The sequence below is a fragment of the Mucilaginibacter sp. UYCu711 genome, from assembly GCF_050433825.1.
In the GTDB taxonomy this organism is placed as follows: Bacteria; Bacteroidota; Bacteroidia; order Sphingobacteriales; family Sphingobacteriaceae; genus Mucilaginibacter.
Map to the genome: position 1 here is coordinate 38,869 of NZ_JBNPWM010000013.1, position 14,665 is coordinate 53,533.

Genomic DNA, 14,665 nt, shown 5'->3' on the forward strand with positions numbered 1-14,665 from the left:
TATAAGATTTTTCGCTATGAATTTTTATGATGGTTATTAATAAAGCTGCAAATCACTCCCCCTTCAGGGGGCCGGGGGGGGTTATTGGTAAAACATCCAGCTTACTCCAAACTTAAGCGCGCGGTCTTGTTGCGGGTAGCGGTTTACGGTATAATATCCATTGCTGAATACGCCCTGGTTAGCATAATCATATTCCACAAACAAATTGGTTTGTTTAATAGTGCCTTTTAAAAATACGGTGCCAATTGGGTAGGACGAGAACGTGATATCTTTTCCGTTATAAAACTGGCCCAGGCCCACGGCGTATGACGGAGCTACATAAGACGTGTTATAGCGAACATCTAAACCAGCCGATAAGTGCACGGCCTTAAATAAATAGGCATTGTAATATAAGCTGCTGTAGGTATAAACCTCGGGCACACGCAGCGTAGACTGGTAATCGGTTTTTTCGTAAACGATATAGTTATCAAAGTGCAGGTTACGCCACCTTAAGTTTTTACCCAGGCTAACTTTTAATAAGTTAATGCTGCCCCCTAACTGCACCGGGTGCGCGTCGATACCATTTGGCTGCGAGGCGTAGTATAGGTAATCGGTAATTAAAAAGTATTCGGCTTTAAAATCAAGCTGTAACGCGTTGTTGATATAATTAAAAGATACGCTGGTAGTTTTTTGGTTACGGAACGTGTTATTAAATATGTAATGATTGCTTATCCAACTGGTGGCCTGTAATGGCGGCGAGCTGCTTTTTACATACCCATTCAGTATAATCTGGCCGGCTTTATTGCTGCCCGTCAGTATGGCTTTGGCATCATACAAAAAATCGCCAAAATTATGGCCTACGGCTATTTGGTTAATGGTGCCTTCCAAATTTATCCTGTCGCTAAACCTGTAGCTTAACTTACCCCTGATGGTGATGTTTTGAAAAGAAGCGTCCTGCTTTTTATCCGGCCCGCGTAGCTTACTGCCATATTGGGTAATGGTGGTATCGCTTACATATTGGGTGTAGCCATACAGGTCTTGCGTAAGGCCAAGGTCAAGCTTTAACTCGTTCTTTACAAACTGGTTTGATTTGCCCCGCAGGTAAAAGCTATACCCAAAATCGTTCATTAAATGCGTTACGTTTAATGAATCGCGCGACCGGTTGGAGCTGAAATAATAATCAGGGAACACATGATAAGTATCTATATCGTTTTGTAAAAAATCATACTTACTGGTGTTGAAATTAAATATATAAGTTACCCTTTGTGTAGGCAATATGTTTGCTGTGTTTGTGCGGATGGTGGTATCTATGCGCCCTATGTAGTACGATTGTTTAATGTAAATGCCGCCGGTCTTCCAGTTTTCGTAAGTGTTTGGCAGGCGCACGGGTTCGGTTGTTTTATCAAATGATGAGTTGGCATGAAGGAAAATGGTATCCTTTACTATCGAGCCGGTTTCGGGCGATTTAAGATTATTAAATATCACATTGGCCAGCATGTTATACCGCTTATTTTTAGACTGGTACCAACTAAAAACTGCCGCGCTCAAATCGCTTACGTTTTGCCCCAGCACACGATTGCTGGAGTAAAAATTACGCGAACCAATAAAGTTTAAATTAAAGCCGATGTTCCAGTTGGGGTTAACGTTTTGGGTATGCACCATTTTAAATACCTGCTCGGCACTACCCGCGCTGGATAAATTTAATACGCTAAGCGGTACACGTGCCTGGAAATATTGGATATCCTGCGGGGTTAACATATAAGGGTCAAGCGCGTGCAGGCCAACATCAAAGCCAATGGTTTTAGCCGGCTCAAACAGCAGAGGGCGTGTTGCCAGCCCCATGGTACCACCCAAACTTATTTTTGGCGACCTGGGCTGAAACAGCGGGCTGTAATTTTGAAAATTAGTAAGCGAGGTATCTATCGCGAACAACTGTGTACTATCCTTGAGCAAAGCCTCGGTAGTAACCTTGATCATTTTAGCCGAAAAAATAACCGTATCGCGGGCACGTAATTCGCGCTTGCGCAGGGTGTCCATCAACTCATCACCGCTTAACTGTTTGCCCGCACGTGGTATGGTATCGCGGCGGTAGCCGCTGCCCTGGTTATATTGCGGGTTGTTAGGGTCGTACCGGTTAGGGTTATTAGGATTGTACTGTTGGGCAACAGCAATTTGCGCCGTAATACAGATCAATAATAAAAGGATGTATTTAAATTTATCTGGCATTTAAACCGGCAATCAATTCTTTAAGTATTAAGGTCAGTTTAGGCTCGGCTGCCACGGCTACTGCTATTATCTCTTCAACCGATACCGGTTTCAGATCCTCAGGGAAACCTTCGTCTGTTAATACAGATATGGCAAATACCGGCAGGCCCATGTGGTTGGCTACAATTACTTCTGGAACGGTACTCATGCCTACCGCGTCGCCGCCAATTATCCGCAGGTATCTATACTCGGCTTTGGTTTCTAAATTAGGGCCGGTTACAGCAACATATACACCTTTATGGCAGGTAATATTGTTTTTTTTAGCGATGGCAAGCGCGCTGGCTATCAGCGTACGTTTATAAGGCTCGCTCATGTCAGGGAAACGCGGGCCAAGGTCGGCATCATTACGCCCCACTAATGGGTTTTGCGGCTGCAGGCTGATGTGGTCTTCTATCACCATCAGGTCGCCTTTTTTAAAGTCAGGGTTTAATGACCCGCTTGCGTTTGATACAAACAGGGTTTTAATGCCCAGCATTTTCATCACCCGCACCGGGAAGGTGATCTGTTTCATGTTATAGCCTTCGTAATAATGCAAACGCCCCTGCATAGCCACAACCTTAACGCCACCAAGCGTACCAAAGATTAATTTACCCGAGTGGAACTCCAGCGTAGAGATGGGGAAATCAGGAATGTTACTGTACATTAACTGTTTCTCAACCTCAATTTCATTTACCAGGCCACCTAGGCCGGTGCCCAAAATTATACCCACTTCGGGTACAAAATCGCCTATGCGGCTTTTAATGTACTGGGTGGTGCTCTCTATATTTTCTGACATATTCTGTTACAATTTGATCAAACTGCTGCTTATCATTTAAAAAATTAACGCCTATGGGTATTACCAAAACGGGCAGCTTTTTAACAAGCGGCAGCAATTCTTGTTCTCCTAAACGCTGTGCATCCTTTTCTGTTGTGATGATCACTTTTTTTTGTGAAGTGCAGGCAGCAAACTCATCGGCAAGTTTAGTGATATTTTTTAAGCTAAACCGATGATGGTCCGGATAATTATGGTGTATAACGTGTAAAGTTTGTTTTTTAATATGGTTAACCAAGGGTAATGCATTGGCAATACCTGTTAGCAGGAAAACTGTAGTATCAGCATCAATAATCGTATCAACCGCTTTACCGCCCATATCCTGCAGGCCCATATAATTTATCGACGTAAAAAACAATTGCTGATAAGGCAGCAGCGACATATTTTTAATAATGCTTTGCTGTTTTTTTACCGGCAGATTAACCGGGCATTTACTGATGATAATTACATCCGCCCGCCAACGGCCGCTAAACGGCTCGCGGTAATTACCGGCAGGCAGTACCAGGTGCGGATCATGGAGTTTATTATAATCAAACAATAAAATGCTCAGGCCCGGTTTAACGGCGCGGTGCTGGTAGGCATCGTCTAAAATTATAAGGTCGAGATCTTGCTTTAATTGTTCAATGCCATCCACGCGTTTCTCGCAAACAGCCACGGTAATATCCGGAAATTTATGTTTGAACTGGGCCGGTTCGTCGCCTACCTGGGTGGCAGATGCAGTGGCGGTAGCAGTTTGGTAGCCTTTGGTTTCGCGGCCATAGCCACGGCTTAGGGTTGCCAGTTTGTTGCCTGTTTTTAACAAACGGATCAGATATTCCGTCATCGGGCTTTTGCCGGCACCGCCAACTTCAAGGTTACCTACGGATATTACCGGCACATCAAACTGGCGGCTGGTAAACAGGCCGGTATCATAACACCAGTTGCGTATCATCACAATTAACCCGTAGATCAACGAAAAAGGAAATAATAGCAGGCGCAGGTATTTCATACAGGGTGTAAAGATAGGAAAAGCGATTAATACAGAAACGTATACAACATATAACGATGGGTTTCAAACCCATCGTTATATGTTAAATGCTACTCGGTTTTCATTTTTTTCTCTGCGAATTTTTTGTACTCGTTATCGCCGCCTAACAGGTAGCCCCAGGCTTTGGTGCTTTCAATCCGATCAAATATGATCTTAAAGATAGCTATAGTCGGGATAGACAGGAACATTCCGGATAGGCCCCACATCATTTCGCCTAAAATAATTCCCAGGAAAGTTATCAGCGCGTTTAACCGCACTTTTGATCCTACAACCGCAGGCAGCAACACATTGGCATCAATAAGGTGGATGCCAATAACTGAGGCACCTACCCAAACGGCATTACTTATAGGCCCCGTAGCAAAAGTGATGAGTACACTCAACGCCAATGCCGAAAATATGCCCAGGTAAGGGATAATATTAAACAGGCCCACAATTATGCCCAGCAATACCGCATACTTTATACCGATAAACCAAAAGGCGGCGCAGGCTACAGTAGCCACAATAACCATCTCGAAAACCAGGCCCAAAATGTACTGCCTTAAAATGCCCTGGATATTCTCAACAATATCATGCACTATCACTTCATTATCCTTACCAAATGCCTGCAATACAAAGCCAAGTAAAAGTTTGCGATAAAACAGGATAAAGAAGGTAAATATCATGATGAACACATAGAACAACAGCAATGAAGATACCGCCCCAAAGGTAGTGCCTACCACCTCGGTACCCGACGACATGATTTTAACCTCTGTTTTATGGATCAGCGCTTTCTGCTTATCTACGTTATAGTTAAATGTATTCTCAATCCAGCCGTATACATTGTTTAACGACTCTGCAATTTGCTTTTGCAGCATGGGCCAGTCGTCCATTAATCTTGATATTTGCGAACCTACCAGGTACAATACGCCGCCGACAAATGCAACCAGCAATATGATAGCTAAAAATGACGACGCGCTGCGTGGCATCCGCAATTTTTGCTCGAAGAACCCCGAAACCGGCAATAATAATATCGCAAACAAAAAACCAAACATCAGCGGGTCCAGGATCTCTTTGCCTTGCACTATTACAAAACCAAACGCCAGTATACCTATCAGTATAAGCGATAAGCGTTCGTAAAATGGAGCGATGAATTTTTTAGCGGTCATTGTATAATTTAGATCGGTAACGCAGCCGTTTGCTATATGGTTTGAAGATAGGAATAATTGTATAACTACTCAAAATATCTGCCCTGTAGGGTATGTTAAATCACGCTTATCTTCTCCAGCAAAATTTTAATGTAATGCTCCATGACCTTGCCGGGCTGCTTGCTAAAAACCTGCGTAGCGCGGTTGGCCAGTATTACGTTGCAGGATACCGCCTGGTGGCCCAATGCGGCAGCCAAACCATAAATACCGGCTGTTTCCATTTCCAGGTTAGTGATGCGCTGCCCTTCGAAACTAAACTGTTGGATGATATCCATTAACTGCGGGATGGCGGCTTCGGCGCGCACCTGCCTGCCCTGCGGCGAGTAAAAACCGGGCGCGGTAATGGTTATGCCTTGCTGCCCGCCTTTACTTAAAACGGCTAATAAACTATCGCCTGCCGATGCCATGTAAGGCGATAGACTAACGTTTGCAGGCAGATCAGCTTTAAAGGCATTAAGCAGGCTTTGTTCTTTGTTGGTAAGTGTCTGTTTGTAATAATGCATCAACGGGTCCAGCCCAAACGCTGCCGATGATAATAACAGGCTGTCGACCGCGATATCTGCCTGTACGGCGCCCGAAGTGCCAATGCGGATAATGTTTAAGCTGCGCAGTTTTTGGTTGATCGTACGCGTCTTAAAATCGATATTAACCAGGGCGTCCAGCTCATTAAATACAATGTCAATGTTATCTGTGCCGATACCGGTTGACAGTACCGTTAACCTTTTATTGCCGATGGTTCCGGTATGCGTAATAAATTCGCGCTTGCCTTTTTTCAGTTCAATCGTATCAAAGTACTTACTTATTTCGCTAACGCGATCGGGGTCGCCAACAGTAATTACCGTGTCGGCAATATCGCCCGGGAGCAGGTTTAAATGGTAAGCGCTGCCATCGGCATTTAAAATTAGGTCGGTTTCTGATATGCGGTTCATCACAGGTAAAATTGGCAAATATTTTGTATGGATTAATATTATTTACTTAAATATTAATACCATGGCAAAGTATTCAGAAAAAGCAAGCGAAAAGGTCGGGAAAATCATGCACGAAATGAAAGAAGGCAAACTGAAAAGCGGCAGCGGTAAAAAAGTAACCAGTAAAAAACAAGCCGTAGCCATAGGCTTATCAGAAGCCAGGAACGCAGGCGCTAAAGTGCCTGAGAAGAAGGATTAATTTTTTATGTCATTGGCAACTTTTTAATGCCCGCTAAACGCGTCAATAATTTTCATCAAAACAATAGCATCCTCAATCGGACTCGGGTTATCACCATCACCATTAAAGTAATTTACTACTTTCTCAATCAAAGGTTGCTGTACGTGTTCAAGCGGGGCGAAGTTGATCTCTTCTTCCTTTGTGCCGATCTTTAGCTTAATGGTATGCGGGGCGTTAAAGAAAGGGAAGCTCATCGTCCCTTCTGACCCTATAATTTCGCAACTGTCTACCGACGCTTCTTCGGCTACATTAAAGCACCACGAACCGTTAACCACCACGCCGTTTTTAAATACCAGTATACCGCTTACATTATCATCGCAGTTGTTAATGCCTGCCTGGTTTAGCCCGTGGCCGGCATAATATTCGGGTTCGCCAAAAAAGTAAAGCATCAGGTCCAACTGGTGGGGCGACAGGTCATGGAAATAGCCACCGCCTGATAATGCAGGGTTAACGCGCCAGTTATCCTCTAAATGGGTTATCAAAGCCGGTTTACGGCTTTGCCACATTCTTATCTGTACGGTACGCACATCACCAATAACCTTACTGTCCAACAGCTCTTTTATCTTTAAAAAGAAAGGCTGCGCGCGGCGGTAATGCGCTATGGATACCTTGCCTGAGCTTTGTTTAACGGCTTCTGCTATTTTTTCGGCCTCGGCGGCGTTTAGGGTTACCGGTTTTTCTATATAAACGTTTAGCCCTTTTTTTAAGGCTGCCAGGGCATAATCCATGTGCGAGGCCGGGGGAGTAGCTACATAAACAGCGTTGATTTCTTCATCATTCATCAATTGCCCGGCATCAGCATACCATTTACCTACCTTATGGCGTTGGGCGTAATCGGCAGCCCTTTCGGCATTGCGGCGCATTACGGCTATTAGCTTGCTGTTGGGTACTTTATTAAATGCAGGGCCGCTTTTTTTTTCTGTTACGTTGCCGCAACCAATTATTCCCCAGGTAGTTTCCATATTGTGTTTGTAGGCAGGAGTAAAAATAACATAAAAACCTTAAACATCAACAGGGCCAATCCTGGGAAAAGTTTGTTTCACGAAATTGCGAGACAGATGAAACAAGTGAAACAAGATTTAGGCTTAACTAATTAATAATGAATATCTTGTGAAAACGTGCTGAAACAAAATGAAACAACTTATCAGTCAGGGTTATCAGGAATAAATTTCATTTTTTTTGCTGATAATCAACTAATTGTGAATATCGGGTTTTAGACGGGTTGAAACAGGGCTTTTGTTTCAGGGTGAAACAAGATCTCGTCATTAATCAAACCACCTCGGCCACCACAAATGTACTGCCGCCAACAAATACCAGGTCGGTTGGGGTAGCTGCTGTTTGGGCTGATAAAAGAGCAGATTTTACCGAATCATAAACCCCTCCATAACACCCAAAACTTCCCGCTTTTTCACGTAAACTTTCCGCTTCCAACCCACGTGGGATATCAGGCTTACAAAAATAATAAATGGCATCTTTCGGCAGCATAGACAGTACCTTGCTGCTATCCTTATCATTCACCATACCAATGACAAAATGCAGCCGGTCAAACTTTACCCCGGCAATATTTTTCAATACTTCCTGTATACCTTCCGGGTTATGGCCGGTATCACAAATAGTAAGCGGGTTGCTGCTTAAGGTCTCCCAGCGGCCATGCAGGCCGGTTAGTGTTTTAACCTGGCGCAGCGCGGTTGTTATATGGTCATCGGTAATGATATAGCCGTGCCGGCGCAACTCGTTTACTGCGCTTAAAACGGTCTTAACGTTTTTTAGCTGGTAGCTGCCGGTTAAATCCAGTTGTAAGTTGTGAGTTGTGGGTTGTGAGTTTTGAGTAATCTCAACGTCCAACAAATCATTATAACCTTTTGACTTTTGACTTTTGACTTTTGAATTAAACAACTCCGACGCAAAGCTTATAGCCGCGTTTTCTTTTTCCGCTTTGCGGATGAAGATATCTGCTACTTCATCCTGCTTTTCGCCAATTATTACGGGGATGTTGGGTTTGATGATGCCGGCTTTTTCGGCAGCGATGAGTTGTAGCGTATCGCCCAGGATATTCATATGGTCCCAGCCGATGTTAGTGATAACGGACAGTAGCGGGGTGATGATATTGGTCGAATCCAGCCTGCCGCCAAGCCCGGTTTCTATTACGGCGATATCAATCTTTTCTTTAGCGAAAATGTCAAATGCCAAACCTACCGTCATCTCAAAAAAAGAAGGTTGGATCTCCTCGAAATCTGTTTTATGATCCGCCACAAAATCAACAACCGACTGCTCACTGATCATTTCGCCATTTATGCGGATGCGTTCCCTGAAATCTTTTAAATGCGGTGAGGTGTATAGCCCTGTTTTATAACCTGCAACCTGCAATACTGCCGCCAGCATGTGCGAGGTTGAGCCCTTGCCGTTGGTGCCGGCTATATGTACGCTTTTAAATTTATGCTGCGGGTTATCAAGGCGATTACAAAGCTCGATGGTATTATCAAGATTGGCTTTGTAGGCTGATGCACCCACGCGGGTAAATACGGGCAGTTGGGTGTACAGGTAATCGATGGTTTGCTGGTAGGTCATGATGATGTGCAAATTTAGGATAAAGCAGCAATTATTACCTATTACCGGATGAAGTTAGCCTTTTCCTTTGCCATCTGGTCCGTCCCTTCAGGATCTCTGGCGAGGGCCCTTGAGATTTACAGCACCTACCTCAGGGTCCTCTGCGAGAGACCCTGAGGGGACAACAAAGTTAGTCTATGGTTTGCCGGTAGGTCATGATGCTACAGCAAATTTAGGATAAAGCAGTAATTATTACTGTGTAAAGTTGTCTTTTTCCTTTCCCGTCCCCTCAGGGTCTCTTGAAAAGGACCCTGAGGTTGCAGTTTCTTCCTCAGGGTCCTCTATGAGGAGACCTGAGGGGATAACAAAGCAGCAATAATAATCATGGTATAACTATTGCATTACCACAACTGTAACCATTGTATTATGAAGCGACGAGTATTAGTTATAGAAGATGAGCCCGTTATTGCGGAAATGATGAGCATATTACTGGAAATTGATGGCTACACAGTGTCCAGCCTGGCAGACACCACCTCGGCCAAAAGAAGGCTGCACGAGCAGGAAGTTGGACTTATTTTACTTGATCTTTCCCTGAGCGGTGATGAGAAAGGCGACGCCATGTGTGCCTATATTAAAGCCGATGAGAAGTTAAAGCACCTGCCGGTTATCCTGGTATCGGCCAACAGTGACCTTGAACAAATAAGCAAAGACTGCGGCGCCGACGGGCATATCGCAAAACCGTTTGATCTGAATTACTTTATGAATAAAGTTAAGGCGCATTGCCTGGAATAATTTGTTGCAGGCATAGGATTTGCATAAAGGATAGTTTATTTCTTGTATCTTAGTTAAAACAGCCGGTCTGTTTAATTTAATTACTGATACTTAATAAACTTTCGTCGCCAATATGTACAGGCTGCCTTTATTAGTTTTTACAATTGTATTTATTGTTATGTTAGCACTTACCCAGTTGCTTACGTACCAGCAGTATAAATTATCAAAGGACAAACACAAAAGCGAATTAGTAGAAGAGGCCGCTGCCGTAAAAGACCGTTTTAAAAATATCCTGTTCAATGACATCGCTGCAGCCAATACCCTGGCAATCATCTACAAGCAATATGGTGTCCCTGCAAAATTCGACAGTGTCGCCAACCAAATATTAAGCAACAATCGCTATGCCCAGGTATTACAGATAACCGAAAACGGCATAGTAAAAAACGTTTACCCGGATACGCATTATAAAGAAACCATTGGTACTAACGTAAATACCGACCCGATACGTACTGCCGAAGAGGCGCGTGCGGTAGAACGAAAGGATATTTACTTTGCCGGCCCCCGGCGGCTGCGTTTCGGCGATACCGGAATATTGGGCAAGGTACCAATCGTTGTAAATAACAATGTAATAGCCGTTGCCACAGTACTTACACGGCTTAATATCATCAAAAAAGAACTTGAACGGGCAGGCATCGATAAGAAGAAATTCGCTTATCAACTGGTAAAATTTGAGAAAGGACGCTATGTCCCTTTTTCGATTTCTGATACCAAACCGGCCAGGGAAAGTGAGCATATTTACACTAAAATACCCGAAGGCGACTGGTTGTTACGTGTAAGTTATACCGAGGGTTATGCTGTAGATAAATTTCCGTTTTTATTATCGGGCATGGGCGTATTATTGTCGTTGGTCGCGGGTTTACTTGCTTATAGGAAAGCGCGCGAACCTTACAAACTCAATGCAATAATCGATGTGAAAACAGCACAGGCCAATAAGGCTAATATGGAGCTGCAGGAGAGGATAAAAGAACTTACTACTATTTATAAGGTTAACCAAATACTTCAGCAGGAGTATGTTAAAACCGACACCCTGCTACAGGAAATAGTAGAAGTATTACCACCAGGGTGGCAATATCCCGAAGTATGTGAGGCAAGAATATTGTTTGATGAGAAAGAATATAAAACACAAGGGTTTAGAGACTCAATATATAAACAGATTGCTGATTTCGGGCTGCTTGACGGCAGAAAAGGAAGTGTTGAAGTAGTATATACCGAAAATAGGCCACCTGAAGCGGAAGGGGTGTTCCTGGAAGAAGAACGCAGTCTTATTAATACCATAGCCGAAGCCATAGAAGTTTATTTTGGCGAGGATATTCAGCAATCCGAACTTGCGAAATCTGAAAACAGGTTCAGAGGAGCTTTTGAAGATTCGGCAATTGGGATGGGGATTACTTCGATAGAAGAAAGCTCTATGGGGCGGTGGATAAAAGTAAACAGGTCGTTATGCGAAATGCTGGGTTATACGGAGGATGAACTATTATCGCTCACCTTTATGCAGGTTACCCACCCGGATGACCTTGCAAGAGACCTTGAGGCTCAAGCCGAAACCCTGAAAGGGGGAACAGGTACTTACCGAATTGAAAAACGGTATATGCATAAAGATGGAAGTATAGTTTGGATAAACCTTAATGTGTCGCTGATAAAAGATAAGGATAAGCACCCGCTATATCTTGTTGCCCAGATAGAAAATATCACCGAAAAAATAGAATCTCAATTTAAGTTTCAAAATCTTGTAGAAAACTTTATTGTGGGCGTATACATCCTTCAGAACGGGCTGATGGTATACGTTAATCCGCGAATTGCTGAAGAGATGGGATATACCCAGGAAGAGATCATAAATCAACCCTTCGAGAAATTTATTTATAGGGAAGACATTGAGCTGGTTAGGGAGAACATGAAGGAGCGGATAGAGAAAGATATCAGATCGACCAGCAGATATGAGGCCCGGGGAATTAAAAAAGACGGCCAGCCGATATGGTTCGAGATATTAGGCGGGGCAACTTTATACCGTGGACAGCCGGCGCTGCTGGGAACGATGGTAAACATTACCGAACGAAAAGCAATTTATGATGAATTGGAACAGCTGAACCAAGACCTGCTACAACAAGCCACCGAACTGGCTGTGTCTAACGCCGACCTGGAGCAGTCGCAAAAAATGTATAGCAACCTGTTTAATTTTAGCCCGCTGCCGGCATGGGTTGCCGATGTTAATACCTTACGTTTCCTGGATGTTAATAATGCAGCCGTGCTTCACTTTGGCTATAGCCGTGACGAATTTTTATCAATGACTTTAAAAGATATCAGACTGCCCGAGGATATCCCCGCCCTAGAACGCGCTGTTAATGAACGAATTAAGCAAAAGGATGGTGTTTTCCGCACGATTTCGACCCATAAAAAGAAGAACGGCGAATTAATTAAGATGGACATCCAGGTTGCACCTATCAGCTACTCGGGCATATCGGCCAATATAGCTATAGCTACAGATATAACAGAGAGACAGAATTACATAAATGCAATTGAAGCACAAAACACACGCCTACTCGAAATTTCGTGGATCCAATCTCATATTGTGCGTGCGCCGCTTTCACGGATAATGGGGCTAATCCCCCTGTTGGAAGATTCGGCAGAGGTTGGAGAGGAAGGTAAAGTGATACTTGATCATCTTTTAACATCAGCTCATGAGCTGGATGAAACCATCAAAAATATAACGGATAAATCAAAAACTGAAGATCTTAAGTCTTTAAAGTCTGATATTAAGGAACATTGATGTTTGCCTTGCGTTTATATGTCCTTTCTGGCTAAAAAGGAAACTCTTAATTCACCTTAAACACAAACACCACCTGCCCAATCTGCGGATCGGGTGCATTTTCAAGCGCATTTAGGCGTGCGCTTCTTACAGCTTGCTCGCATTTTTGGATCAGCGCATTATCAACTATGGTAGTGCCCCTGCCGCCGCCTTTGGCATATACAACATTGCCGTTTTTATCTACGCGGATATCAACCACTATTTTGCCCGTATGGCGGCCATCATCGCCAATAATAGGGCGGCTTTCAAAGCTGCGTTGCGACATATTCAGGCTGCCGCCATTGCCAGAGCCGGTACCGTTATAATTATTGGTAAGTGTGCTGCCGGTTGGCTTGCCCTGGTTACCCGGTGTGCCGGTGGTACCGTCGCCCTCGCCAACACCATTGTTGGTTTTGCCTTTGTACAGCGCGTTTTGATTAACAGTTGGTTTGGTAACCGCTTTGGTAGGTTCGGTAGCTACGGTATGGCTTGGTTTTTTGGTATTGGCCGCAACTTCGGGGGCATCCTCGCTGTTTTGCGTAACTACATTTTTATCGCTGGCTTCTACTTTTGTTTTTTCTTCGGTAGGCGGGGCGGGGGTAACTTTATCGGGTTTGGAGTGGTTAGCTTTTTCGGCCATTGATGGCTGCTCGGTGCTCATATAATCGCTGCCCATGCCTTCATCGGTAGTGCCATAATTAACCAATATACCGCCCGTACCATCTTCCTGCTTTGGCGGCATGCTGATGATCCAAAAATAACACAGCGCCGCAATCAGCACCATTATCACGCTGGTTGCTGCAAATGCCCTTGGGTAGTTATTTTCTTCTTGTATATAGTTCATTTATTCAGTCATTGGTCATTAAGTCATTAGTCATCGGGCTATTCAACCTAATCTCTAATCAACTAATCACTAATCTCTATCCCTACTTTGGTTCCGTAGCTAATACCAGTTTAATATTTAGTTTTTGCGCTATATCCATTACGGCTACTACGTCCTGTATGGCAACGGTTTTATCAACGTATAAAACAATGGTAAGCTGGGTAGCTATGCTTTTATAACTTAAAAGCGTACTATTCAGGTCGGCTACCGGGATCTCTTTTTTATCGACATAATACTTCAGATCCTTGGTGATGGATACTGTAATTGTTTTTTTAGATACCGATTGCCCGCTTGATGATTTTGGCAGCACCAGCTTTATTACGTTGGGGTTGGTTACTGTCGACGCTATCAGGAAAAACAAAAGCAGGAAGAACATGATATCGTTCATGGCCGAAGTATGTACCTCGGCAGATGCCCCTCTTTGTCTCTTTCTTAAATTCATTATTTGCTTGGTTCTTCTAACAGGTCAATAAATTCAATGGCGTCGGTCTCTAATTTTAATATTACTCTTTCAACCATAATATTTAAAATATGGAAGCCTACGTAGGCTATTATACCTACAAACAGGCCTGCTGCCGATGTCACCATCTTTACATATAAACCACCTGATATCACACCCATACTAATGTTATCAGTAGTTGAGATATCATAAAAGATCTTAATTACACCGGCTATGGTGCCCAGGAAACCAAACATGGGCGCGATACCGGCTACTATACCTAAAATGCTGATGTTCTTCTCCAGCTTTGATACTTCAAGCTTACCAATATTCTCTATAGCGCCTTCAATATCTTTTATAGGGCGGCCAATGCGTAACAGGCCTTTTTGCAGCATACGGCCCAAAGGCGAGTTGTTGTTACGGCAAATAGCAATTGCCGACTCCAGATTGCCCGACGTGATGCTGCTGCGTATCTGCTGCATTAAATTATTGTCGTTTCTTGACGCTTTGCGGATGGTAAAATATCTCTCGAAAAATATAACCAAACCCAATACGGCCAAAATGCCTATGGGTACCATTACCCAGCCACCCTTAATAATTAATTCGCCGAAACGAAGTTCCTGGTGCGGTATGGCTGCTAATTGTTGGGTGGCGCGGTTGGCCGTATCTATTACCTTGTTAACGGTGTCTGTAACTGCTTGCATTAATATG

The 14,665-nt window shown here is 43.7% G+C and carries 13 protein-coding genes; 3 read left to right on the top strand and 10 right to left on the bottom strand.

Annotation, left to right across the window (positions count from 1 at the left end):
• Positions 1-81 precede the first annotated feature (81 nt).
• From ABIB50_RS23710 to ABIB50_RS23730, 5 genes are all read right to left on the bottom strand, one after another.
• Positions 82-2,205, bottom strand: coding sequence for a putative porin (locus tag ABIB50_RS23710; RefSeq protein ID WP_429383881.1), 2,124 nt, complete (start codon positions 2,203-2,205; stop codon positions 82-84).
• Positions 2,195-3,019, bottom strand: a complete 825-nt coding sequence (locus ABIB50_RS23715) for a purine-nucleoside phosphorylase (RefSeq protein ID WP_429383883.1) — start codon at positions 3,017-3,019, stop codon at positions 2,195-2,197. The genes ABIB50_RS23710 and ABIB50_RS23715 overlap by 11 nt, the downstream gene beginning before the upstream one ends.
• The gene (gene lpxK, locus ABIB50_RS23720; RefSeq protein WP_429383884.1) at positions 2,982-4,043 is read right to left on the bottom strand and encodes a tetraacyldisaccharide 4'-kinase; all 1,062 of its coding nucleotides are present in this window, start codon (positions 4,041-4,043) and stop codon (positions 2,982-2,984) included. The genes ABIB50_RS23715 and lpxK overlap by 38 nt, the downstream gene beginning before the upstream one ends.
• A gap of 89 nt (positions 4,044-4,132) precedes the next feature.
• Positions 4,133-5,227: an AI-2E family transporter gene (locus ABIB50_RS23725; protein ID WP_429383886.1), complete on the bottom strand. Its 1,095-nt coding sequence runs from the start codon at positions 5,225-5,227 to the stop codon at positions 4,133-4,135.
• A 95-nt stretch (positions 5,228-5,322) separates the two neighbouring features.
• Positions 5,323-6,195 (bottom strand): nucleoside phosphorylase, encoded by an 873-nt coding sequence (locus tag ABIB50_RS23730; protein WP_429383888.1) that lies wholly within the window; start codon positions 6,193-6,195, stop codon positions 5,323-5,325.
• A gap of 61 nt (positions 6,196-6,256) precedes the next feature.
• Here ABIB50_RS23730 and ABIB50_RS23735 point away from each other — a divergent pair, with 61 nt between their 5' ends.
• A complete protein-coding gene (locus ABIB50_RS23735; RefSeq protein ID WP_429383889.1) occupies positions 6,257-6,433 on the top strand; it encodes a DUF6496 domain-containing protein in 177 nt (58 codons plus the stop codon).
• Positions 6,434-6,456: 23 nt separating this feature from the next.
• On the opposite strand, the gene ABIB50_RS23740 is transcribed toward ABIB50_RS23735, so the two are convergent.
• Positions 6,457-7,434 (bottom strand): Gfo/Idh/MocA family protein, encoded by a 978-nt coding sequence (locus tag ABIB50_RS23740; RefSeq protein WP_429383890.1) that lies wholly within the window; start codon positions 7,432-7,434, stop codon positions 6,457-6,459.
• Between the two features lie 307 nt (positions 7,435-7,741).
• Positions 7,742-9,040: a bifunctional folylpolyglutamate synthase/dihydrofolate synthase gene (locus ABIB50_RS23745; protein ID WP_429383891.1), complete on the bottom strand. Its 1,299-nt coding sequence runs from the start codon at positions 9,038-9,040 to the stop codon at positions 7,742-7,744.
• Between the two features lie 405 nt (positions 9,041-9,445).
• Here ABIB50_RS23745 and ABIB50_RS23750 point away from each other — a divergent pair, with 405 nt between their 5' ends.
• Together ABIB50_RS23750 and ABIB50_RS23755 are read left to right on the top strand one after the other, a co-directional pair.
• Positions 9,446-9,811 carry a response regulator transcription factor gene (locus ABIB50_RS23750; protein WP_429383893.1) on the top strand — a complete coding sequence of 122 codons (366 nt, stop codon included), beginning with the start codon at positions 9,446-9,448 and terminating at the stop codon, positions 9,809-9,811.
• 157 nt (positions 9,812-9,968) lie between these two features.
• Positions 9,969-12,614, top strand: coding sequence for a PAS domain S-box protein (locus tag ABIB50_RS23755; RefSeq protein WP_429383895.1), 2,646 nt, complete (start codon positions 9,969-9,971; stop codon positions 12,612-12,614).
• Between the two features lie 46 nt (positions 12,615-12,660).
• On the opposite strand, the gene ABIB50_RS23760 is transcribed toward ABIB50_RS23755, so the two are convergent.
• The 3 genes from ABIB50_RS23760 to ABIB50_RS23770 form a co-directional block, all read right to left on the bottom strand.
• Positions 12,661-13,476 carry an energy transducer TonB gene (locus ABIB50_RS23760; RefSeq protein WP_429383897.1) on the bottom strand — a complete coding sequence of 272 codons (816 nt, stop codon included), beginning with the start codon at positions 13,474-13,476 and terminating at the stop codon, positions 12,661-12,663.
• 82 nt (positions 13,477-13,558) lie between these two features.
• Entirely contained in the window at positions 13,559-13,957 is a 399-nt protein-coding gene (locus ABIB50_RS23765; RefSeq protein WP_429383899.1) for an ExbD/TolR family protein, read from the bottom strand.
• Entirely contained in the window at positions 13,957-14,658 is a 702-nt protein-coding gene (locus ABIB50_RS23770; RefSeq protein WP_429383901.1) for a MotA/TolQ/ExbB proton channel family protein, read from the bottom strand. Before ABIB50_RS23770 ends, ABIB50_RS23765 begins: the two co-directional genes overlap by 1 nt.
• Between the last annotated feature and the right edge of the window lie 7 nt (positions 14,659-14,665).

Excerpts from the sequence above, each read along its gene's own strand:
- ABIB50_RS23710 (WP_429383881.1), bottom strand. The coding sequence starts at position 2,205 with ATGCCAGATAAATTTAAATACATCCTTTTATTATTGATCTGTATTACG.
- ABIB50_RS23715 (WP_429383883.1), bottom strand. The coding sequence starts at position 3,019 with ATGTCAGAAAATATAGAGAGCACCACCCAGTACATTAAAAGCCGCATA.
- lpxK (WP_429383884.1), bottom strand. The coding sequence starts at position 4,043 with ATGAAATACCTGCGCCTGCTATTATTTCCTTTTTCGTTGATCTACGGG.
- ABIB50_RS23725 (WP_429383886.1), bottom strand. The coding sequence starts at position 5,227 with ATGACCGCTAAAAAATTCATCGCTCCATTTTACGAACGCTTATCGCTT.
- ABIB50_RS23730 (WP_429383888.1), bottom strand. The coding sequence starts at position 6,195 with ATGAACCGCATATCAGAAACCGACCTAATTTTAAATGCCGATGGCAGC.
- ABIB50_RS23735 (WP_429383889.1), top strand. The coding sequence starts at position 6,257 with ATGGCAAAGTATTCAGAAAAAGCAAGCGAAAAGGTCGGGAAAATCATG.
- ABIB50_RS23740 (WP_429383890.1), bottom strand. The coding sequence starts at position 7,434 with ATGGAAACTACCTGGGGAATAATTGGTTGCGGCAACGTAACAGAAAAA.
- ABIB50_RS23745 (WP_429383891.1), bottom strand. The coding sequence starts at position 9,040 with ATGACCTACCAGCAAACCATCGATTACCTGTACACCCAACTGCCCGTA.
- ABIB50_RS23750 (WP_429383893.1), top strand. The coding sequence starts at position 9,446 with ATGAAGCGACGAGTATTAGTTATAGAAGATGAGCCCGTTATTGCGGAA.
- ABIB50_RS23755 (WP_429383895.1), top strand. The coding sequence starts at position 9,969 with ATGTTAGCACTTACCCAGTTGCTTACGTACCAGCAGTATAAATTATCA.
- ABIB50_RS23760 (WP_429383897.1), bottom strand. The coding sequence starts at position 13,476 with ATGAACTATATACAAGAAGAAAATAACTACCCAAGGGCATTTGCAGCA.
- ABIB50_RS23765 (WP_429383899.1), bottom strand. The coding sequence starts at position 13,957 with ATGAATTTAAGAAAGAGACAAAGAGGGGCATCTGCCGAGGTACATACT.
- ABIB50_RS23770 (WP_429383901.1), bottom strand. The coding sequence starts at position 14,658 with ATGCAAGCAGTTACAGACACCGTTAACAAGGTAATAGATACGGCCAAC.